Origin of the sequence: Rhodoplanes sp., from assembly GCF_013377085.1 — a bacterium.
Classification (GTDB): domain Bacteria; phylum Pseudomonadota; class Alphaproteobacteria; order Rhizobiales; family Xanthobacteraceae; genus Rhodoplanes.
The window spans coordinates 231481-251441 of the sequence record NZ_JACAAX010000001.1 but is presented as its reverse complement, the minus strand read 5'-3'; the positions used below and the strand labels follow the sequence as shown (position 1 = coordinate 251441).

21 protein-coding genes and 1 other RNA gene are annotated in these 19961 nt (G+C 69.0%); 6 read left to right on the top strand and 16 right to left on the bottom strand.

Translation table 11 applies throughout. The features are described 5' to 3' along the window. Positions 1–84: 84 nt before the first annotated feature. The 9 genes from ftsA to ftsW form a co-directional block, all read right to left on the bottom strand. On the bottom strand, positions 85–1404 hold the full coding sequence (gene ftsA / locus HXX10_RS01070) for a cell division protein FtsA (RefSeq protein ID WP_296519485.1): 1320 nt from the start codon (positions 1402–1404) through the stop codon (positions 85–87). After that, positions 1401–2297: a cell division protein FtsQ/DivIB gene (locus HXX10_RS01065; RefSeq protein ID WP_296519484.1), complete on the bottom strand. Its 897-nt coding sequence runs from the start codon at positions 2295–2297 to the stop codon at positions 1401–1403. The genes ftsA and HXX10_RS01065 overlap by 4 nt, the downstream gene beginning before the upstream one ends. Positions 2298–2380: 83 nt before the next feature. After that, the gene (locus HXX10_RS01060) at positions 2381–3301 is read right to left on the bottom strand and encodes a D-alanine--D-alanine ligase (protein WP_296519483.1); all 921 of its coding nucleotides are present in this window, start codon (positions 3299–3301) and stop codon (positions 2381–2383) included. 157 nt (positions 3302–3458) lie between these two features. Continuing rightward, positions 3459–3833, bottom strand: coding sequence for a hypothetical protein (locus HXX10_RS01055; protein WP_296519482.1), 375 nt, complete (start codon positions 3831–3833; stop codon positions 3459–3461). Between the two features lie 60 nt (positions 3834–3893). After that, positions 3894–4811: a UDP-N-acetylmuramate dehydrogenase gene (murB, locus tag HXX10_RS01050; protein ID WP_296519481.1), complete on the bottom strand. Its 918-nt coding sequence runs from the start codon at positions 4809–4811 to the stop codon at positions 3894–3896. A 148-nt stretch (positions 4812–4959) separates the two neighbouring features. Beyond that, entirely contained in the window at positions 4960–5661 is a 702-nt protein-coding gene (locus HXX10_RS01045) for a glutamine amidotransferase (protein ID WP_296519480.1), read from the bottom strand. Positions 5662–5671: 10 nt separating this feature from the next. Further along, entirely contained in the window at positions 5672–7084 is a 1413-nt protein-coding gene (gene murC, locus HXX10_RS01040) for a UDP-N-acetylmuramate--L-alanine ligase (RefSeq protein ID WP_296519479.1), read from the bottom strand. Positions 7085–7314: 230 nt separating this feature from the next. Then, positions 7315–8490 carry an undecaprenyldiphospho-muramoylpentapeptide beta-N-acetylglucosaminyltransferase gene (gene murG / locus HXX10_RS01035; protein ID WP_296519478.1) on the bottom strand — a complete coding sequence of 392 codons (1176 nt, stop codon included), beginning with the start codon at positions 8488–8490 and terminating at the stop codon, positions 7315–7317. Further along, complete coding sequence (ftsW, locus tag HXX10_RS01030; protein ID WP_296519477.1) at positions 8487–9641, bottom strand: putative lipid II flippase FtsW; 1155 nt, start codon at positions 9639–9641, stop codon at positions 8487–8489. The genes murG and ftsW overlap by 4 nt, the downstream gene beginning before the upstream one ends. Positions 9642–9878: 237 nt before the next feature. Between ftsW and HXX10_RS01025 the strand changes: the two genes are divergently transcribed. The 4 genes from HXX10_RS01025 (at position 9879) to HXX10_RS01010 (ending at position 14465) form a co-directional block, all read left to right on the top strand. Next, the gene (locus HXX10_RS01025; protein ID WP_296519476.1) at positions 9879–11246 is read left to right on the top strand and encodes a GDSL-type esterase/lipase family protein; all 1368 of its coding nucleotides are present in this window, start codon (positions 9879–9881) and stop codon (positions 11244–11246) included. Positions 11247–11601: 355 nt separating this feature from the next. Beyond that, entirely contained in the window at positions 11602–12147 is a 546-nt protein-coding gene (locus HXX10_RS01020) for a TRAP transporter small permease (protein WP_296519475.1), read from the top strand. 3 nt (positions 12148–12150) lie between these two features. Next, positions 12151–13458, top strand: coding sequence for a TRAP transporter large permease subunit (locus HXX10_RS01015; protein ID WP_296519474.1), 1308 nt, complete (start codon positions 12151–12153; stop codon positions 13456–13458). 77 nt (positions 13459–13535) lie between these two features. Further along, a complete protein-coding gene (locus HXX10_RS01010; protein ID WP_296519689.1) occupies positions 13536–14465 on the top strand; it encodes a TRAP transporter substrate-binding protein in 930 nt (309 codons plus the stop codon). Positions 14466–14736: 271 nt separating this feature from the next. On the opposite strand, the gene HXX10_RS01005 is transcribed toward HXX10_RS01010, so the two are convergent. Continuing rightward, positions 14737–15057: a DUF1236 domain-containing protein gene (locus HXX10_RS01005; RefSeq protein WP_296519473.1), complete on the bottom strand. Its 321-nt coding sequence runs from the start codon at positions 15055–15057 to the stop codon at positions 14737–14739. A gap of 127 nt (positions 15058–15184) precedes the next feature. Between HXX10_RS01005 and HXX10_RS01000 the strand changes: the two genes are divergently transcribed. After that, positions 15185–15364, top strand: coding sequence for a DUF1289 domain-containing protein (locus HXX10_RS01000; protein WP_296519687.1), 180 nt, complete (start codon positions 15185–15187; stop codon positions 15362–15364). Positions 15365–15700: 336 nt separating this feature from the next. On the opposite strand, the gene rnpB is transcribed toward HXX10_RS01000, so the two are convergent. From rnpB to HXX10_RS00985, 3 genes are all read right to left on the bottom strand, one after another. Next, an RNA gene (gene rnpB / locus HXX10_RS00995) (RNase P RNA component class A) lies at positions 15701–16110 on the bottom strand. A 70-nt stretch (positions 16111–16180) separates the two neighbouring features. Continuing rightward, the gene (locus tag HXX10_RS00990) at positions 16181–16399 is read right to left on the bottom strand and encodes a hypothetical protein (protein ID WP_296519472.1); all 219 of its coding nucleotides are present in this window, start codon (positions 16397–16399) and stop codon (positions 16181–16183) included. Between the two features lie 357 nt (positions 16400–16756). Next, positions 16757–16939: a hypothetical protein gene (locus HXX10_RS00985; RefSeq protein WP_296519471.1), complete on the bottom strand. Its 183-nt coding sequence runs from the start codon at positions 16937–16939 to the stop codon at positions 16757–16759. 103 nt (positions 16940–17042) lie between these two features. Between HXX10_RS00985 and HXX10_RS00980 the strand changes: the two genes are divergently transcribed. Then, on the top strand, positions 17043–17984 hold the full coding sequence (locus HXX10_RS00980; RefSeq protein ID WP_296519470.1) for a LysR family transcriptional regulator: 942 nt from the start codon (positions 17043–17045) through the stop codon (positions 17982–17984). A gap of 146 nt (positions 17985–18130) precedes the next feature. Here the strand turns inward: HXX10_RS00980 and HXX10_RS00975 are convergent, their stop codons facing one another. The 3 genes from HXX10_RS00975 to HXX10_RS00965 form a co-directional block, all read right to left on the bottom strand. After that, positions 18131–18271, bottom strand: coding sequence for a hypothetical protein (locus HXX10_RS00975; protein ID WP_296519469.1), 141 nt, complete (start codon positions 18269–18271; stop codon positions 18131–18133). Positions 18272–18409: 138 nt separating this feature from the next. Beyond that, positions 18410–19192, bottom strand: coding sequence for an N-acetylmuramoyl-L-alanine amidase (locus HXX10_RS00970; protein ID WP_296519468.1), 783 nt, complete (start codon positions 19190–19192; stop codon positions 18410–18412). Between the two features lie 137 nt (positions 19193–19329). Next, a complete protein-coding gene (locus tag HXX10_RS00965) occupies positions 19330–19875 on the bottom strand; it encodes a PRC-barrel domain-containing protein (protein WP_296519467.1) in 546 nt (181 codons plus the stop codon). Between the last annotated feature and the right edge of the window lie 86 nt (positions 19876–19961).

Here is a 19961-nt window from a genome sequence, read left to right as displayed (position 1 = left end):
GCCTCTTCGATGCGGGGGCGTCAACGACGCCGCCGGGTCTCGCCGGTCCGCCACCGGCGTGTTTCGGGAATCCGGTCTGGGTCATCAGAAGCTCTCGCGTAGCCATCGTCCGACCCGTGTGAAATATCCGCTGGCACCCGACCGGGTTCGATGGGCCCGACGCGGATCGAAATGCTCCAGATGCGCCACCTGGGGATAGGCCAGGAGGCCGGCGGCGACCGCAAAGGCCGCCCCCTTGGCGCCGTCCGGCAGGCCCGCGACTCCGAGCGGCCGGCCTGCCCGGACAGGACGCCCGAGGATGCGCGCGGCGAGTTCGGTGAAGCCGATCAGCTCGCTCGCCCCGCCGGTGACGATCACGCGACCACGCGGCTCGGCGGCAAACGGCGACGCCGCCAGCCGGTCGCGAACCATCTCCAGGATCTCCTCGACGCGCGGCTTGATGATCCGCGTCAGGGTCGCCCGGGACACGAACTGGGGCGGCTCGCGGTCGTCGCCCGGAACCGCCGGGACGGCGATCATGTCGCGGTCGTCCATCGCGCCACCGAGCACATTGCCATAGAGCGTCTTGATTCGCTCGGCGTCCGGCACGGTGGCCGAGAGCCCGCGGGCGAGATCCATCGTCACGTGCTGGCCGCCGAGCGCGAAGCCGTCGGCATGGACGAAGCGCCCGCCGGTGAAGACCGCGAGCGTCGTCGTGCCCGCCCCCATGTCGACCACGGCGGCGCCGAGCTCGGCCTCGTCGTCGGCGAGCGCGGCGAGGGCTGCGACATAAGGACTCGCCACCATGGCCTCGACCGAGAGGTGACACCGCTCGATCGCCAGCATCAGATTGCGCGCCGCCGCCGCCTCGGCGGTCAGCACATGCATGTCGACGCCGAAGCGCTCGCCCAGCATGCCGCGCGGATCGCGAATGCCGCGCTCGTGGTCGATGGCGTAGCCGATCGGGATCGAATGCAGCACCACCCGGCCCGGCCGCACCGAGGTGCGGCTGCCGGCGGCGAGCACGCGGGCGATGTCGCCCTCGCGCACCGTGCCGGTCACGTCGACCGAGGCCGCGAACAGCTCGCTCGACGGCCGGCCGCACGACAGGGACACGATCACGGCCTCGATCTGGCAGCGCCCGGCCCGCTCGGCGAGATCGACGGCGTGGCGGATCGCCACCTCGGCCTCGGCGAGATCGACGACGCTGCCGGCCTTGAGGCCGCGCGACTCGGTGTGGCTGAAGCCGATCACATCGATCGCATGGGACCGCCGCCGCAACACCTCCTGGGCCGGCTGCGGCGTCAGCCGCGCGATCAGGCAGGCGATCTTGCTGGTGCCGACATCGAGCGCGGCGACCACGGCGCTGCGGCGCGGCGCCAGCGGCTTCATCTTGGGGGCGAGGCCGAATTGCAGCGCGGTCATGCGGCGCCTCCCTTCGACTTCGGGCGCTTGGCCTTGAGGACGTCCTCGCGGGCCTGGGCGGCGCCGTCGGAGAGCCGCACCGTCACCCGGTCGGGCAGCCGCAGGTCGATCGCCACGATGTCGCGTGACAGCAGCTTCTTGTCGCGCTCCAGCGTCGCGAGCTGGTCTAGCGCGCGCGGCACGTCGGTCTCCGGCAGGCGGACATCGATGCCGTTCTTGAGCTTGAGGGTCCAGCGCCGCTCGGCGACCAGCACCGAGGCGCGGACCTGGTCGCGCAGCTCCGGATGGCGGTCGAACTGCGCCAGGAACTCGCGGGCGCGCTTCTCGGCGCCCGAGCCGACGACGAAGGGCAGCGTCAGCACGCTCTTCGACACGAAGGCCTCGAGCACGGTGCCGTCGGCCGCGATGACATTGACCTGGCCGTCCTTCTGCCACAACGCGAAGGCAACCCGCTCGGTGATGTCGATGGCGAGCCGGTCCGGATAGAGCTTCTGCACGGTGGCATCGCCGACCCAGGGGTTGGCCTTGAGGCGGGCACGCGCCGCGGCGGCGTCGAGGAACAGGAGCGAGCTGCGGCCGCTGACGCCGGCGATCGCCAGCACCTCGTCGCGCGACAGATGCTTGTGGCCCGTCATCGCCACCCCGGCGATGCGGAAGCCGACGGCGTTCGCCGCCATGTCGCGGACGTCGGCGAGCGCGTCGAGCACGACCGGCGTGTGGTCGCCGCGGACGATGCCGAAGCCGATGCTGGAGAGGAGGATCAGGGCCGTGGCCGTGATGCCGCCATGGCGCGGCCACTGGACGCGTTCGGCCGCCCAGACGATGCGCTCGACATAGCGCCGGGCGGTGGCGAGCGGACCGAATGTGGCGAAGCGGCCGGGTCGCCGGCCCATCGCCGGACGACGGCGTTTTCGCGCGACACGAGGGCCAGCCCCCGCGCGCGGACGCGGTGAACCGCCGGGCTCCGATGGCCCGGTCAGCGGTTCAAAGACGCGTCCTCCACCATCCATGCAACCAACTCTTCGAACGAGATGCCCGCGTGAGCGGCCATTTCCGGCACCAGTGACGTCTCGGTCATGCCGGGCTGGGTGTTGACCTCCAGGCAGAACAGCCCGGATGTCCCCTCCAGACGATCGTCGAACCGGAAGTCGGCTCGGCTCACGCCCCGGCAGCCGAGCGCCTGATGCGCTCGGAGAGCCAGTGTTCGGACCTGTTGGTAAACATTCGGTTTAATTCCTGCCGGAAGGACGTGTGTGGAGCCCCCCGGGGCGTACTTCGCCTCGTAGTCGTAAAAGGCGACATTCGGAACGATTTCAATGACATCGAGGGCGCGATCGCCCATCACGGCACACGTTAACTCTTTTCCAACGATGTAGCGTTCGCACAACACTTGTTCACCATAGGACCAGTCCGTCCGGGTGAGCTCCTGGGGCGGGTGCTCATGCTGCTCGGTGACGATGAAGACCCCGACGCTCGACCCTTCGCAGATCGGCTTGATCACATAGGGCCTGGGCAGGACGTGGCCCTTGGCCGCCTCGGCGCGCGACACCGTCACGCCCTCCGGCACCGGGACACCGCCGGCGGCCAGCACCACCTTGGCCGTGTCCTTCTGCATGGCCAGCGCCGAGGCGAGCACGCCCGAATGCGTGTAGGGCACCTGCATCACCTCCAGGATGCCCTGGATGGTGCCGTCCTCGCCCGGCCTTCCGTGCAGGACGTTGAGGGCGGCGTCGGGCTTCACCTGCGCCAGCACGGCGGCGATGTCGCGCCCAACATCGATGCGGGAGACCCGATAGCCGCGCGTCTCCAGGGCGGCGGCGCAGGCCGCGCCCGAGCGCAGGCTCACCTCGCGCTCCGACGACCAGCCCCCCATCAGGACGGCGATGTGCTTGCTCATGCGGCTCCCCTTGCGACCATCGGTCCCCCGACTCTCGTCCGGCGTCAACCCGACGGTATGGCGCCGTGGCCTATTCGGGTCCAGCGTCTCGCATCCGGTCGAGGAGCTTTCCGTGATCAATACCTGGCTCGAGCTCCCGACGGTCGATCGTCGCCGCCTACTCGACCGACAGGCTGAGCGGGACGCTGGGGGTGCCCGGGCATTTCATGAAGCCATCGTAGGACGCGCTGCCGCGCGCCGAGAACGAGCACGACACGCCCTCGATCACGATGGTCGCGGTGAGGCCGGCCAACGGCCAGCCGGTGCGGCGAAACCGGATGTCGCCCGCCTTCTCGACAGGCCCGTCGACCGTGCACAGGCCGGTGTGGCGCATCACCAGCGGCCCGGCGAACTCGCGGCCGTCGGGTGCGGCCCGCGCCGTCGCGCTCACCTCCCACTCCGACAGGTAGCCGGCCCGGCCCGTCACCTTGAGGTCGGCGGCCCCGGCGGCCTGCGGCAAAGCGAGAAGGAGGATGAGACACAGGGATCGCATGGCCTGACCGTTGCTGCGTCTCCATCATCGCCGCGGCGGCCGATGGGACCGTGAGGCAGATCACGGATCGACGCCGATCCGCTTGATCTCCCAGTCGAGCTCGACGCCCGAGGTCTCCTTGACGCGACGCCGGACCGTCTCGCCCAGCGTCTCGATGTCGGCCGCGGTGGCGTTGCCGCGGTTGATCAGAAAATTGCAGTGCAGCTCCGACACCTGGGCGTCGCCGACGACGAGGCCGCGGCAGCCGGCGGCGTCGATGAGCTGCCACGCCTTCTGGCCCGGCGGGTTCTTGAAGGTCGAGCCGCCGGTGCGGCTCTTGATCGGCTGCGTCGCCTCGCGCGACTCGGTGATCTTGTCCATGGCGGCGGCGATCTCGGCCGGATCGCCGGGCGTGCCCTGGAACAGCGCGCTGGTGAAGATCACGTCCTCGGCGACGCCGCAGTGGCGGTAGCTGTAGTTCATGTCCGGGTTCGCGAAGACGCGAACATGGCCTTGCCGATCGACGCCGCGCGCCTCGACCAGAACATCCTTGGTCTCGCCACCATAGGCGCCGCCGTTCATCCGCAGCGCGCCGCCGACCGAGCCGGGAATGCCGCGGAAGAAGGCGAGGCCGGCGATGCCGGCTTCCTGGGCGGCGCGGGCCATCTTGACGTCCGGCACCGCGGTGCCGGCCCGGATGCGATGGCCGGGCTCAACCGTGATCTCCGAGAAGCCACGGCCGAGCCGCATCACCACGCCCGGCACGCCGCCGTCGCGCACGATCAGGTTGGAGCCGAGCCCCAGCATGGTGACGGGCAGGTCCGCCGGCAGCCGCGCCAGCAGATAGGCGAGGTCGTCCTCGTCGGCCGGCACGAACATCACCTGCGCCGGGCCGCCGACCCGGAACCAGGTGATCGGCGCCAGCGGTTCGTTCGCGGTCAGCCGCCCGCGCAGCGTCGGCATCTTTTCACGAAGAGCAGGAAGGAGGTCGGGGAACATTGTCTCTGCCAAATCCATCAAACGCCGTCATGGCCGGGCTTATCCCGGCCATCCGCGACAACAGCCGAAGCCGGGAAGAAGAACGTAGATGGCCGGGACAAGCCCGGCCATGACAGGCTCATAAATTCAAGGCGAGATGATCCAGACATCACAGCGGCATTGCCCCATCCAGCCACCGCGCCAAAAACGCCCGGCCCTGTTCGGCCGTCGCCTTGCCGACGGTCGCGGCCTCGCGGCGGATATTTCGCGGGTCGAGGCCGGCCTTGCCCAGCTCGACCGTGTGGCCGACCAGCCAGGTCTCGATTCTTTCGGGATCGACCTCGATGTGGAACTGCAGGCCGAGCAGAGTCGGCCCGACCGCGAATGCCTGGTTCAGGCACGCGGCCGTCGACGCGAGGCGGGTCGCGCCGGCCGGGAGTGCAAAATTGTCGCCATGCCAATGCAACACCGGCGTCGCAGAAAAGGCGCCGAGGCCGGCGGCCCTGCCCTCCTCGGTCACGGCGAGCGGCGCGTAACCAATCTCCTTCTGCGGGCCGGGCGCGACATCGGCGCCGAGCGCCTTGGCCATCAGTTGCGCGCCGAGGCAGATGCCGAGTGTCGGCTTCCTCGCCGCGAGCCGTTCCTCGATGGCGGCAAGCTCGCCGACCAGGAAGGGATAGGCGTCCTCCTCGTAGGCGCCGATCGGCCCGCCCAGCACGACGACCAGATCGGCCGCCATCAGCGACGAGCCGTCCAACGGCTCGATCGGCGCATCGACATAGCGCAGGTCGAATCCGCGTGCGGCCAGCAGCGGCCCGAGCAGCCCGAGATCCTCGAAGGCGACGTGACGAACGGCGACGCAGGTGGGCATGTCGAAAACCTCAAGCCGCCGCGCCGAGGGCGGCGAGCTCGGCCGGCAGCGCATGCGCCCACTGGGTGATGTTGCCGGCCCCGAGACAGACGACATAGTCGCCCGGCAGCGCCAGCGTGCGCACCACGCCGGCGAGCGCCTGCGGGCCCTCCAGCGGCACGGCCCGACGATGGCCGCGTGCCAAAATGCCGGCGACCAGGGCGTCGCGATCGACCCCGGGAATCGGCGCCTCGCCGGCCGGGTAGACGGGTGCGACCACCACGGTGTCGGCGTCGTTGAAGCAGGTGCAGAACTGCTCGAACAGCGATTCGAGCCGCGAATAGCGATGCGGCTGCATCACGGCGATGACGCGGCCGGACGCGGTCTCGCGCGCCGCCTTCAGCACCGCGGCGATCTCGACCGGATGGTGGCCGTAGTCGTCGATCACGGTGACGCCGTTCCAGACGCCCGTGCGGGTGAAGCGACGCCCGACCCCGGAGAAGCCGGCCAGCGCCTTGCGCACCAGGTCGTCCGAGACGCCGAGCTCGCGCGCCACCGCGATGGCGGCCGTGGCGTTGAGCGCATTGTGGCGGCCCGGCATCGGCAGCGTCAGGTTGGCGATCTCGTGGGCGGTGCCGCTCGCCCGGTCGTGGAACAGAACCGAGAAGCGCGACAGACCATCGCGGTGGTCCTGATAGACGAGGCGCACGTCGGCCTGCGGGTTCTCGCCATAGGTGATGACGCGGCGGTCCTCGATGCGGCCGACCATGGTCTGCACCACCGGATGGTCGATGCACATCACCGCGAAGCCGTAGAACGGCACGTTCTCGGCAAACGCCTGGAACGCCTCCTGCACGGCCTCGTAGGTCTTGAAGTGGTCGAGATGCTCGGGGTCGATATTGGTGACGATGGCGACATCGGTCGGCAGCTTGAGGAAGGTGCCGTCGGACTCGTCGGCCTCCACCACCATCCAGTCGCCGGCGCCGAGCCGGGCATTGGTGCCGTAGGCGTTGATGATGCCGCCGTTGATGACGGTCGGATCGAGGCCGGCGGCATCGAGCAGCGCCGCCACCAGCGAGGTGGTCGTCGTCTTGCCGTGGGTGCCGCCGATGGCGACGCAGCTCTTCAGCCGCATCAGCTCGGCCAGCATTTCCGCGCGACGCACCACGGGTAGCCGTTTCGCGCGCGCTGCGACCAGTTCGGGATTGTCGCGGCGGATCGCCGAGGACACCACCAGCACGTCGGCGCCGTCGACATTCCCGGCGGCGTGGCCGACCGCCACCTTGATGCCCTTGGCCCGCAGGCGCTTGACGTTGGCATTCTCGGCGACGTCCGAGCCCTGCACCGTGTAGCCGAGATTAGCCAGCACCTCGGCGATGCCGCTCATGCCGATGCCGCCGATTCCGACGAAATGCACCGGTCCAATGTCGTGCGGCAGCTTCATGGTGTTCCCAATCCTCGATCGCAACAGGACGGCGGCTTCCCACCTCCCCCTGGAGGGGGGAGGTCGGTCCGCGCAGCGGACCGGGAGGGGGTGATCGGCGAAGCCGGCATCTGTGGCTTCACCCCACCCCGTGCGCGTGCCTTGCACGCGCCCGACCCTCCCCCTCCAGGGGAGGGTGAAGGCGCCCGGGCCGGCCGCGGGGTGGGTTTAGCGAATTCGGCGGGGCAAAACTACGGCGTCGCGAGGCCGGCGACCTTGAGCACCAGGTCGGCGAGCCGGTCGGCGGCGTCGAGAACGCCGATGTCGCGGGCCGCCTCGGCCATTCCGGGAAGGGTCTCGGGCTCGGCGCAGAGCCGGGCGATCTCGGCGGCGAGTCGCTCGGGCGAGAATGCCGCCTGCTTGATTCGCAGCGCCCCGCCGGCCTTCTCCAGCATGCCGGCGTTCGCCATCTGGTCCTGGTCGAGCGCATGCGGCAGCGGCACCAGGATGGACGGCCGGCCGATGGCGGCGAGCTCGGCGACCGTCGAGGCGCCGGCCCGGCTGATCACCAGGTGGCTCGACGCGATGCGGGCCGGCAGGTCGCGGAAGAACGGCTTCACCTCGGCCGGGATGTTCATCCGGGCATAGGCCTCCTGGACCGAAAACAGGTCCTCCTCGCGGGCCTGCTGGACGATCTGCAGGCGGGAGCGCACCACCACGGGCAGCAGATCCATGGCGGGCGGCACGATGTCGGCCATGATGCGGGCGCCCTGGCTGCCGCCGAACACCAAGAGCCGGAACGGCTGGTCGGGCCCCGGATAGGGTCTTGCCGCCGCCTCGATCACGGCCGGGCGGATCGGGTTGCCCGTGTGGGTCGCCTTGGCGGCGAGCCGCGGGTCGTGGCCGAAGATGTTGGGGAATCCGGTGGCGATCGCGGTGACGCGCGGCGCCAGCAGCCGGTTGGCGCGGCCGGCGATGCCGTTCTGCTCGTGGATGATGGTCGGGATCCGACGCAGCGTCGCCGCCAGCACGGGCGGCAGCGTCGGATAGCCGCCGAAGCCGACCACCGCCTTGGGCGCGAGCGAGCCGAACAGCCGGTAGGCCCGCAGGATGCCGCGCCCGAGCACCAGGGCCGTCTTGATCAGCGCCTTGGGGTCGCGGCCCCGCAATGTGGCGCTCGGGATCAAATGGGTGGCGCGAGCCGGAAAGTTGCCGCCATAGCGGAAGGCGCGCTCGTCGGTGGCGAGGTCGACCACGGCGCCGCGCGCCGCCAGCGCGATGGCCAGCGCCTCGGCCGGAAACAGGTGCCCGCCGGTACCGCCGGCCGCGACCACGATCAGGGGCGAGCCCTCGACCCGGGTGACCGCGGCCCCGACGGTGGCGATCCCAGCGGCGCCGGGGGCAGTCGCGCCAGTAGGCTCGGTCATGCCGGCCGCTCCGCCAGCACGAGATTGGCCGGCACGGCGAGCATCTCGGCCCGCGGCTGCTCGCGCGACAGCGCCAAAAGCATGCCGATGCCGTAGGCGAGCGAGATCATCGACGAGCCGCCATAGGAGATGAAGGGCAGCGTCATCCCCTTGGCCGGGATGAGGGCGAGATTGACCGACATGTTGATGGCCGCCTGGGTGCCGAACAAGAGCGCCAGGCCGGTGACGGCGAAGCGGGCGAACGGATCCTCGCTGCGTTGCGCACGGCGCAGCGAGCGCAGCACGATGAAGGCGAACAGCGCCACCACGGCGAGGCAGACGACGATGCCGAACTCCTCCGCGGCGACCGCGAAGACGAAGTCGGCATGACTGTCCGGAAGAATGCGCTTCACGGTCCCCTCGCCCGGCCCCTGGCCGAACCAGCCACCCTTGACGAACGACTCGACGGCCGCGTCGACCTGGAACGTATCGCCGGAGGCCGGGTCGAGGAAGCGTTTGATGCGCCGCGCCACATGCGGAATGGTCGCATAGGCCGTCATGCCGCCGACCGCGCCGGCGCCGAGGAGCGCGATCACCCAGACGAAGCGCATCCCGGCCATGAAGAACAGTGCGCCGAACACCAGCGTGACCAGCAGGGTCTGGCCGAAATCCGGCTGCAGCACCAGCACCGAGACGACCGAGAGGAGCAGGGCGACGGCGAGCGTGTTGGCCGGCACGTCGGTCTTGCGCGACGACTCGGCGAACAGCCAGGACACCAGGATCACGAAGGCGGGCTTGACGAACTCGGACGGCTGGATGTTGACGCCGAGGATCACGATCCAGCGCCGCGCCCCCTTCACCTCGGCGCCGAAGAAGAGCGTCGCCGCCGTCAGGCCGAGGCTGACGAAGAACACCACGAGGGCGATCCGGCGGATCGCCCGCGGCGACAGGAACGACATGCCGAGCAGCACGGCGATCGCCGGCGCCAGATACATGATGTGGCGGTTGACGAAGTAGAAGGCGTCGAGGCCGAGCCGATTGGCGACCGGGGGGCTCGCGGCGAGCGAGAAGATGATGCCGGCCAGCATCAGGGCGGCCAGCGCGGCGAGCAGCAGGCGGTCGACGGTCCACCACCAGTCGGCGAACCAGGTGCGTTCGGCGCGCGAAACCATGGCGGTGCTCCAGCCCGGGGATTCTCCGGGCTGACTATGGTTTGTGGACCGTTAAGGAAAAATTTCGAATTGCCGGGCGAGGGCGGCGATATCGGGCCCGGCGGCGATCCCTTATAGTTCCGGCCTGCCCCGACCGGCCGGACAACGACGCGCCCGCCCTCGTGCCGGGGCCCAACCCTGGAAAGGCGCCGTGCCGCCCGGCACGCCGTCATCAAAAACCGTTGCGGGGATAAGCCAATGCGCAGGCTCGCCGGCCTGATCCTGTCGTCGCTCGTCGTCATGTCGCTGTTCGTCGTGGTGTCGCAGCCCGCCGCCGCCCAGCGCGGCGGAGGCGCCAAATGGGTGGTGAGCTGGGTCGGCTCCGTGCAGGGCCCCTACCCGGTCGGCAACCCGTCGGCCCAGCCGGACCAGCGCTTCGCCTTCCCGTCCGAGGAGGCCGGCGCCCGCGACCAGACCCTGCGGATGGTCGTGCGGCCCGACATCTGGGGCCGCGAGGCGCGGCTGCGCCTCTCCAACGCCTTCGGGACCAAGCCGGTGACGTTCGACGGCGTCTTTGCCGGGCTGCAGCTCGGCGGGCCGGCGCTGGTGAAGGGCAGCAACCGCCCGGTCACGTTCGGCGGCAAGCCGAGCGTCACGGTGGCGCCCGGCGCCTCGGTGTGGAGCGATCCGGTCAAGCTCGCCTTCGTGCGCGATCCGGCCGATCCGCTGCTGGCCGGCCGCAAGCTCGCAGTCAGTTTCCACGTCGTCGGGGCGAGCGGGCCGATGACCTGGCACGCCAAGGCGCTGCAGACCTCCTATGTGAGCCCGCCCGGCAGCGGCGCCCACGGCGGCGAGGAGGCCGAAGCGGCATTCCCCTACGCCACCGCCTCGTGGTTCTTCCTCGACGCCGTCGAGATGCGCGCCCCCGCCGACAGCGTCGCGGTGGTCGCCTTCGGCGACTCGATCACCGACGGCACCGCCTCGACCATGAACGGCGACGACCGCTGGCCGGACGTGCTGTCGCGCCGGCTGAAGGCCGTCTACGGCAACCGCATCGCGGTGGTGAATGCCGGCATCGGCGGCAACCAGATCGCGGGACCTGCCGAGTACGGCCCGCAAAAGCCGTTCCCGGGCGGCCCGAGCGCCAAGTCGCGCCTCGACCGTGACGTGCTGGCGCTGTCCGGCGTCTCGACGCTGATCTGGCTCGAGGGCACCAACGACTTCAGCCGCAACGGCAATGCGAGCGCCGAAACCGTCAAGACCGTGATGGGCGAGATGGTGGCCCGCCTGCGCAAGGAGCGCCCCGACATCAAGCTGATCGCCGCCACCGTGACGTCGGCGCTCGGCAGCAACAGCCCGGCGCACGGCTTCATCGAGCAGGACGACAAGCGCAAGGCGCTGAACGACTACATGCGCACGCCCGGCCTGTTCGACGCCGTGGTCGACTTCGACGCCGCGACCCTCGATCCGGCGAGCGGCGGCCTCAAGGAGGAGATGGTGCCCGAAAGCACGACGGGCGGACGCGGCGATCGCCTGCATCCCAACCGCACCGGCTATCACGCGATGGGCTACGCCATCGATCTCGGCCTGCTCGCACCGCAGCGGGGCAAGGCCGCGGCGCGGTGAGCGGCGCGACCGTGACCTTCGTCGTTCCGGGGCGCTGCGCAGCAGCGAGCCCGGAACCCATACCCCCTGTTTCGAGATGAATCGTCACCGGGCGTATGGATTCCGGGCCCGCGCGCTGACGCGCGCGTCCCGGAATGACGGCTTTGCTATATACGATCGGCCGCCATGATCGACGGCTCCGGCCTCCCCATGGCGCGAATCTTGCTGGCCCAGCCGGGTACCAGCGGCCCGGCAGAGGGCCGCCGCCGAGATCTCGTACGACGACGCGACGACCGGGCCTTGGAGGCACCGGCCGGCACGGATTAGGATGAGGTCCCGCTCGCCACAACCTCGTCGTGATCCTCAACGGGACGCCATGATCCGCACCGCGCTCGATACCCTCTATCTCGTCGCCGGCTGGCTCGCCGGCGGCTTTCTCGTGCTCATCTTCGTGCTGATGATGGTGCTGTCCGCCGGGCGCCCCCTCGGCATCAACATCGCGGGCGGCGACGACATCGTGTCGTGGTGCATGGCGGCGATGGCGTTTCTCGGCCTCGCCCACACGTTCCGCACCGGCGAGATGATCCGGGTCGGCCTGTTGATCGACACGCTGTCGGGCAAGACCAAGCATGCCTTCGAGGTAGGCTCGCTGGTGGTCGGCTGCGGCTTCGTCGGCTTTTTCGCCTGGAATGCCGTGACGATGACCTGGTACTCGTGGCGCTTCGGCGACATGACGCAGGGCGTGCTGGCGATCCCGCTGTGGATCCCGCAGCTCGGCTTCACGTCGGGACTCGTCATCCTCGCCATCGCCTTCGTCGACGAGCTCGTCTATGTCGCGAGCGGCCGCGAGCCGCGCTACGAGAAGCCGAAGCCGCAGACCGCCGAAGAGGTCGTCGAGCAGGCGATCCAGAGCGGCGTCTGAACCATGGAACTTCTCGAGATCGCAGCCCTGCTGCTGCTCCTGCTGGCCGCGTTGCTCGCCGGCGGCGTGTGGATCGCCGTCGCCTTGATGGCCTCCGGCTGGGTCGGCATGCAGTTCGTCGGCGGCAACATCCCGGCCGGCAGCGTGCTCGCCACCACCATCTGGGGCAACTCGGCGTCGTGGTCGCTCGCCGCGCTGCCGCTGTTCATCTGGATGGGCGAGATCCTGTACCGCACAAAGCTGTCGGACGAGATGTTCCGCGGGCTCGCCCCATGGCTGAACTGGCTGCCGGGCCGGCTGATGCACGTGAACGTGCTGGCCTGCGGCATCTTCGGCTCGGTGTCCGGCTCTTCGGCCGCGACCTGTGCGACCGTCGCCAAGATCGCGCTGCCCGAGCTCAAGCGGCGCGGCTACGACGAGATGGTCAGCCTCGGCTCGCTCGCCGGCGCCGGCACGCTCGGCATCCTGATCCCGCCCTCGATCACCATGGTGGTCTACGCCGTGGCGGCGAACGTCTCGATCATCCAGGTGTTCCTGGCCGGCTTCCTGCCCGGCTTCGTGGTGATGGCGCTGTACAGCGGCTACCTGATCGTATGGTCGCTGATGAACCCGGAGAAGACGCCGCCGGCCGATCCGCCGATGCCGCTCGCGCAGAAGCTCGAGGAGTCGGCCAAGCTGATCCCGCTGGCGCTGCTCATCCTGCTGGTCTTCCTGTCGCTGATGCTCGGCTGGGCGACCGCCACCGAATGCGCCGCCTGGGGCGTGCTCGGCTCGCTCGCCATCGCCTGGTGGCACGACGCGCTGACCTGGGAATCGTTCTGGACCAGCGTGATGGGGGCGACCCGCGTCACCTGCATGATCATGCTGATCCTCGCGGGCGCCTCCTATCTCTCCACCGCGATGGCCTATACGGGCATCCCGATGGCGCTCGCCGAATGGGTCGGCAGCCTGAACCTCTCCCCCTTCGCCCTGATCGCGGCGCTCACCGTGATGTACATCGTGCTCGGCACCGCGCTGGACGGCATCTCGATGATCGTGCTCACCACGGCCGTGGTGATTCCGATGATCAAGCAGGCCGGCTTCGACCTGGTCTGGTTCGGCATCTTCGTCGTGCTGGTGGTGGAGATGGCGGAGGTGTCGCCGCCGGTCGGCTTCAATCTGTTCGTGCTGCAGACCATGAGCGGCAAGGACTCCTACACGGTCGCCCGCGCCTCGCTGCCGTTCTTCTTCCTGCTGGTCGTCGCGGTCGCGCTCATCACGGTGTTTCCCGACATCGTGATGGTGCTGCCGCGCCTCGCTTTCCCGGACTGATCTTTTTTCAACGGAGGACCTCGATGATCCGTACGTTCGCGACACTCGCGTTCGCCGCCGGCGTCGCCGCCCTGGCGATGCAGGGCCCGGCCGCAGCCCAGACCAAGTGGAGCCTGCCGGCCGCCTACCCGACCGACAATCCGCACAGCGTCAACCTGTTCGCCTTCGCCAAGGATGTCGGCGAGGCGACCGGCGGCAAGCTGCAGATCACGGTCCACGCCAACGCCTCGCTGTTCAAGGCGCCGGAGATCAAGCGCGCCGTGCAGACCGGCCAGGCCCAGGCCGGGGAGGTCATCGTCTCGCTGCACGAGAACGACGACCCGATGTTCGGCATCGACGTGGTCCCGTTCCTCGCAACCAGCTATCCGCAGTCGCTGAAGCTGTGGAAGGCCAGCCGCCCGGCCGTGGAGAAGCGCCTCGCCGCCCAGGGGCTGAAGCTCCTGTTCGCGGTGCCGTGGGGTCCGCAGGGCATCTACGCCAAGAAGGAGATCAACACGGTCGAGGACATGAAGGGCCTGAAGTGGCGCGCCTATAATGTCGGCACGGCGCGCATCGCCGATCTGGTCGGCGCCCAGGCCGTCACCATCCAGGCGGCCGAGCTGCCGCAGGCGCTGGCGACCGGCGTGGTCAACGCCTTCATGACCTCGGGCTCGACCGGCTACGACAGCAAGGCCTGGGAGACGATGACGTACTACTACAACACGCAGGCCTGGATCCCGAAGAACATCACCTTCGTCAACCAGGCCGCCTTCGAAGCGCTCGACAAGCCGACCCAGGAGGCGGTGCTGAAGGCCGCCGCGGTCGCCGAGGAGCGCGGCTGGAAGCTCGCCGAGGAGAAGGCGACCTGGTACCTGGAGCAGCTCACCGCCAACAAGATGAAGGTGCTGCCGCCGAGCGACGCCCTGAAGGCGGGGCTGAACAAGGTCGGCGACCAGCTCACCGCCGACTGGCTCAAGAAGGCCGGCCCCGAGGGCCAGGCCGTCATCGACGCTTATCGGAAGATGTGAGGCGGCGCCCCGCGTCGGTTCGTAGGGTGCGATGAGCGCAAGCGAATTGCACCGCAAAGGTGCGGGCGCCGACGCGCCTAATCGACGGGAGTCTTTCTTCGCCGCAATTCGCTGCGCTCATTGCGGCCTACGGCGCTGGGTTTGAAGCACAGAAAAACGCCCGCCGAGAGCTGTCTCGGCGGGCGTTTCATCTCTGATACCGATCTCCGCATCGTCATGCCCGCGCTTGTCCCGGCCATGACGACGGGAGCGATATTCGCTCGGGCGTGCGTCAGTCGTAGATCTCGATCACCCGGCGGCTGCGCGGCTCGACGATCACCCGGCGCTCGTTGACGACCGCAAAGGAATAGCCGTCGTGCTGAGGCACCGATTGGATCGGGACGCGCGGCGGCAGCGGCTCGCCGATCGCCACGAGCTCCGCGACGGCCACCGACGGCACCCGCTCGTGCATCACATAGGTCCGGACTTCCGCCGGCGGCCGGTCCGGCACCATGTCGGCGGCGCCGCCGGCCGGATCGTTCTGGGCCGATGCGAACGTCGGACCGAACGCCGCCAAGGCCAGTCCCGCCGCCAGAATCCGATTGCGCATCATGATGCCTCCTTGGCCGCTACCGCCGTGGAGTGAACGTGGGGATCGGCCGGACGTTCCCGCGTGTGGGAGCGGACAGGGCTCGCGCGATCGTCTATGGTTTTCGGAACCGGAGGGTGGGGCGATGGCGATCGAGACGCCGTGCAGCAAGGTGTGCACCGTCGACCGCGCCTGCAATGTCTGCGTCGGCTGCGGGCGCACGCTCGGCGAGATCGCGGGGTGGGCCGAACTCACGGACGACGAGCGCCGCCGCATCATGGCCGAGCTGCCGGCGCGGCTCGCCCGCATTCCGGCCGTGGCGGAGCATTGAGGCGTCGATCCGCGGCCCGAGATGCCGAAGCTGCGGCAGCCGCCTGTCCGACACCGGGCGCTACGGGATGCCACATCGCTCGCGATGCATGAGAGCGTCATGCGCGGGCTCGACCCGCGCATCCATCAGGTTTCGCAAAAACGCTTTGTTCGCAGAATGATGGATCGCCGGGTCAAGCCCGGCGATGACCACGGTGGGTCAGATGCGCTCTTCGCCGTACGACCGGATCGTCTCGACAAGACGAAATCTGTGCACCCCGTAGCGCTGTCGCCAGCAGTCGATCAGGTGCTCTCCGAAACGGGCGGGGCCCGGAACGGTTTCCCGCCCGGGCCCCAAACGATCAGCCGGCCTGTAAGCCGGGTTCTGTAGGGCGGAGGGCGAAACCCTCCGCGCGACGGCCATTCCTCTGGGACGCCGGTCGCCCGGCGCCTCTAGCGACCTACCCGGACGGCTGGATCCGGACATCGATCCGGGAGCTTGCGCTCCCACGCCGTCCCTATTCGGTTTTGCTCCCGGTGGGGTTTACCGTGCCGCTTCCGTTGCCGGAAACGCGGTGCGCTCTTGCCGCACCGTTTCACCCTTGCCGACGGCGATACGCAACGCTGCCGACGGCGGTCTGTTCTCTGTGGCACTATCCCTGGGGTCGCCCCCGCCGGACCTTATCCGGCACCGCATGTCCATGGAGCCCGGACTTTCCTCCCCGACCGCCTTTCGGCCTTGGTCGGGACGGCCGTCCAGCCGACTGACGCACCAGGAATGGGGAGGCGGGATCGCGACGTCAAGGCCCGCCTCCCCAAACCGGCACGCCGGGGGTTCTTAGAGCGCCCGCCCGAGGATGCGGGGCGGCGCCAGCTTCTGGCGGACCCGCAAGGGCGACGGCGTGAACTGCGCGGCCCGATAGGAGTCGCGGAAGAACTCGCCGGCCGCGCAGTAGCCGGCCTTCGCCAGGCTCGCGAGCCCGATCGGTCGATCGAACCGGGCGCCCTGAGTCAGGCCCTGCGCCGCCGCGTGAGAGAGAGGATACCGGGGGTGCATGGTGGTTCTCCTTCTCGAATGACCACGATTTGTATGATATTCACGCGCGCTGAGTTGATAATCGGCTTGGATGGAAATCGATCTTGGATTCTAGGGATCGAATTTCGTTCGATTGCCTTTTATCGAAACGAAAAACTGTGCAACGGGCTAATCCCGCAATGTTGCATCGCAGCATCAACTCACCAGCGAATCCTGATTCGAACTTTTCGCCCGGGGCGCCGGCATGCCGGGCCGAATCGCAGCCCCCCAATACGAAAAAGCCCGGTGGGGGGAACCACCGGGCTTTTCGATCGGCCGGCCTGTCGACCGGAGCGGGGCAGTCGTCCGGCCTGGCCGCACCGATGGCGCAGCGCGTCCTCAGCACCAGCCGTTGGGAGTCCAGGTCTGGATCGGACGCGGGTTCTTCCGCGCCGCGACGGTGTCGTAGTGAGCACCTGCGAAGAGGCCGAGCAGGCGATGAATCAGGCCGCGCTCGGCGGCGGCAGGCCGGCTGCGGTTCTCCGAGGCGGAGGCGCTGGCACGACGTTCAGTGGTCGACATGGGGGTCACCCTCTAGCGTTGTTGTCTCCCGCACTCTATTGGAATATTCAGAAAACATAATCAGGGTCGTGAGAAAACGATCTTGGAATTCCAGGACCGAGTGATGGACCAGATCAGCGACATGCGGGCCTTCGTGCAGGTGGTCCAGCGCGGCAGCTTCTCGGCGGCGGCCGAGGATCTCAGCCTCACCCCGTCGGCTGTCTCCAAGCTGGTGTCGCGTCTGGAGGACCGGCTGGGCGTTCGTTTGCTGCACCGCACCACGCGCCGGCTGGCGCTGACGCCGGAGGGCGAGACCTATCTGGTGCGGGCCCGCGACATCCTCGGCGCCATCGACGACGCCGAGACCGAGGTGGCCCGCGCCAGCACGACGCCACGCGGAAAGCTGCGGCTCAACACCGGCAGCGCCTTCATGCTGCACGAGCTCGCCTCCGCCCTGCCCGACTTCCTGGCCCGCCATCCGGAGATCGAGATCGACATCACGGTGACGGACCGGGTCGACAATCTGGTCGAGAATGCCGACGTGGCGATCTGCATCGGGCCGATCGCCGACCGCTCGCTGGTCGCCCGCCGCTTCGCCTACACGGAGCGCGGCATCTTCGCGGCGCCGCGCTATCTCGAGCGCTGCGGCGTGCCGCAAAGTCCCGCCGAGCTCGACGGCCTCGACTGCATCGTGCTCAGCTCGGTGCCCTCGATCAATCACTGGCCGTTTCGGGACGGCAACGAGATCAAGACCTTCGAGGCGCGCGGCCGGCTCGTGGTCGACGACGCCGAGGCGGCGCTGCGGCTCGCCATCGGGGGCGCCGGGCTCGTGCACCTCAGCGATCTCCTGGTCGGCAATGCGGTGCGCCGCGGCGAGCTGGTGCCGCTCTTGACCGAGCACCATATGGTCGAGCCCGTGCCGGTGTCGGCCGTCTACCCGCAGGGCCGCCACCGCATGCTCAAGGTGCGGGTGTTCATCGATTTTCTGGTGGAGCGGTTCGCCGATGCGCCATGGAGCACCCGGGCGAAGCGGCCGGACGGACGGACGGCGGAATTGTCGGCCTGACCGACCGGTGGCGTCGGGGTGGTCATTCCGGGCCGGCGCAACGCGCCGGACCCCGAACTCCAGCCAAGCCGACAAAGTCCGGGACCGGTCGCTGGATTCCGGGGTCGCACCGTTGGTGCGCCCCCGACCGACAGCGACCGGCACGATCACATGCGCGGCATGAAGTAGGTGTTGTAGGACGAATCCAGCACGGCCCGAACGGCGCGGGAGACCACATTGCCCTTCTGGATCCGACCGGCCGTCTCGCCAGCCTTGAGGACGTCGGCACGCGGGGTTTTCTCAGACATCGATTCACTCCTTCATCGACAAACCATCGAAGCAGATACGTAAATCTACAGAGAAAACACTCTGCGGACAATACCGCAGCGCAACAACCGACATTTGAATGAACGGACGTAATCGGCCATGCGGCCGGCGCAATCGGATCAACCGACACGGGGCTCAAGAAGTGAATCACGCCTATCAATGACGGCGCCGATCGTCGTCAGGGTCGAGGCATCCGCTTGGCCATCGACCCGTGCCGGACGGAAATGGCGCTGGAAGGCCGCGACCACGACGGCGGTCGCCGGATCGTACGCACCGCCGCGCGGCGCCGCGTAGCCGTAGTCGGCGAGCGCCGCCTGCAGGGCCGCGACCGCCGGTCCGCCGTCGCCGGCGGCGAGCCCCGGCCCTGCCGTATCGAGCGGCGCCGGCGGCACCCACAGGCCGACCCCGGCGCGCGCCAGCCGGTCCCACGGAAAGACCTCGCCGGGATCGCGCTTGCGCTCGGGCGCGACGTCCGAATGGGCGAGCACGCGGTCGGCCCGCAACCCGTGTCGCACCACGATGTCCCGACCCAGCGCGATCACGGCCGCAATCTGGACGTCCGGAAACGGCGGCGCGCCGAAATCATGGCCCGGATTGGCGATCTCGATGCCGATCGAGCGGGAGTTCACGTCGGTGTCGCCGCCCCAGCACGAGGCGCCGGCGTGCCAGGCGCGCCGCGCCTCGGCCACCATCTGCACGACGGTGCCATCCTCGCGCACGACATAATGGCACGACACCTTGGCGGCAGGATCGCACAGCCGGTCGAGCGCCTCCGCCGTGCTGGACATGCCGGTGTAGTGGAGAAGCAGAATATCGGGCCGGCCGGCACCGACCCGCGCTTCGTGGTTCGGCGACGGCCGGACCTCGCGGACCAGGGACGAATCGGGGCGGAGGAGCGTCATCGCGCCTTTGTGCCGCGTTCACCGACCCGGGCGCAACCGCCCGGAGCGATGCCGCGCGATGCCGTCGCGACAAACGTCGATCACGAAAACGGCCCGGAGAAGCTCCGGGCCGTTCGCCGTCAGAAGAAATACCGGGATCAGCGGTTCGGCGTACCGGTCGCGGCGCCCGAGCCGCTGCCCATATTGGTCCGCGGCGTCGTGCTGGCGCCGGTGCTCGATGCGCCGGAGCCCGTGGTGGTGGCGGTCGAGCTCATCGACTTGAACTCTGCCATCTGCTGGAGCTGGTCCTTGGTCATCGACAGCCGGAGCATGTCGGAGCTCGTGGTGTTCTTGCCGGTTTTGGCGGCGATCACGTGGAACGTCGAGACTGGCAGCGCCACGTCCTTCTCGCCGATGCCGAGGAAGCCGCCGACGCCGACGATCAGCGCATCGACCTTGCCCTGCTTGTCGAACAGCACGTCTCTGACGTCGCCGATCTTGGCGTCGTCGGTGCCGAGCACGTCGGTGCCCATGAACTTCGACGCGAGCCACTGGTTCGGGCCCTGCTGCGTGATGACGCTGCCGGCTGCCGCGCTGGATGTGGTGCTGCCGGAGCCCATCTGAGACGGCACCGGGGACTGAGCGACAGCGGTGGTCATCATCAGCCCGGTCACGGCCGCGACGGCTACGAGGTTGCGGAACATTCGGAATGCCTCCATCGATGAACGAATCAGGGCCGTGCGTTCGCCCTGTGTGGAGACAACCTCCGCCCTCGACACCCGTTCCGCAG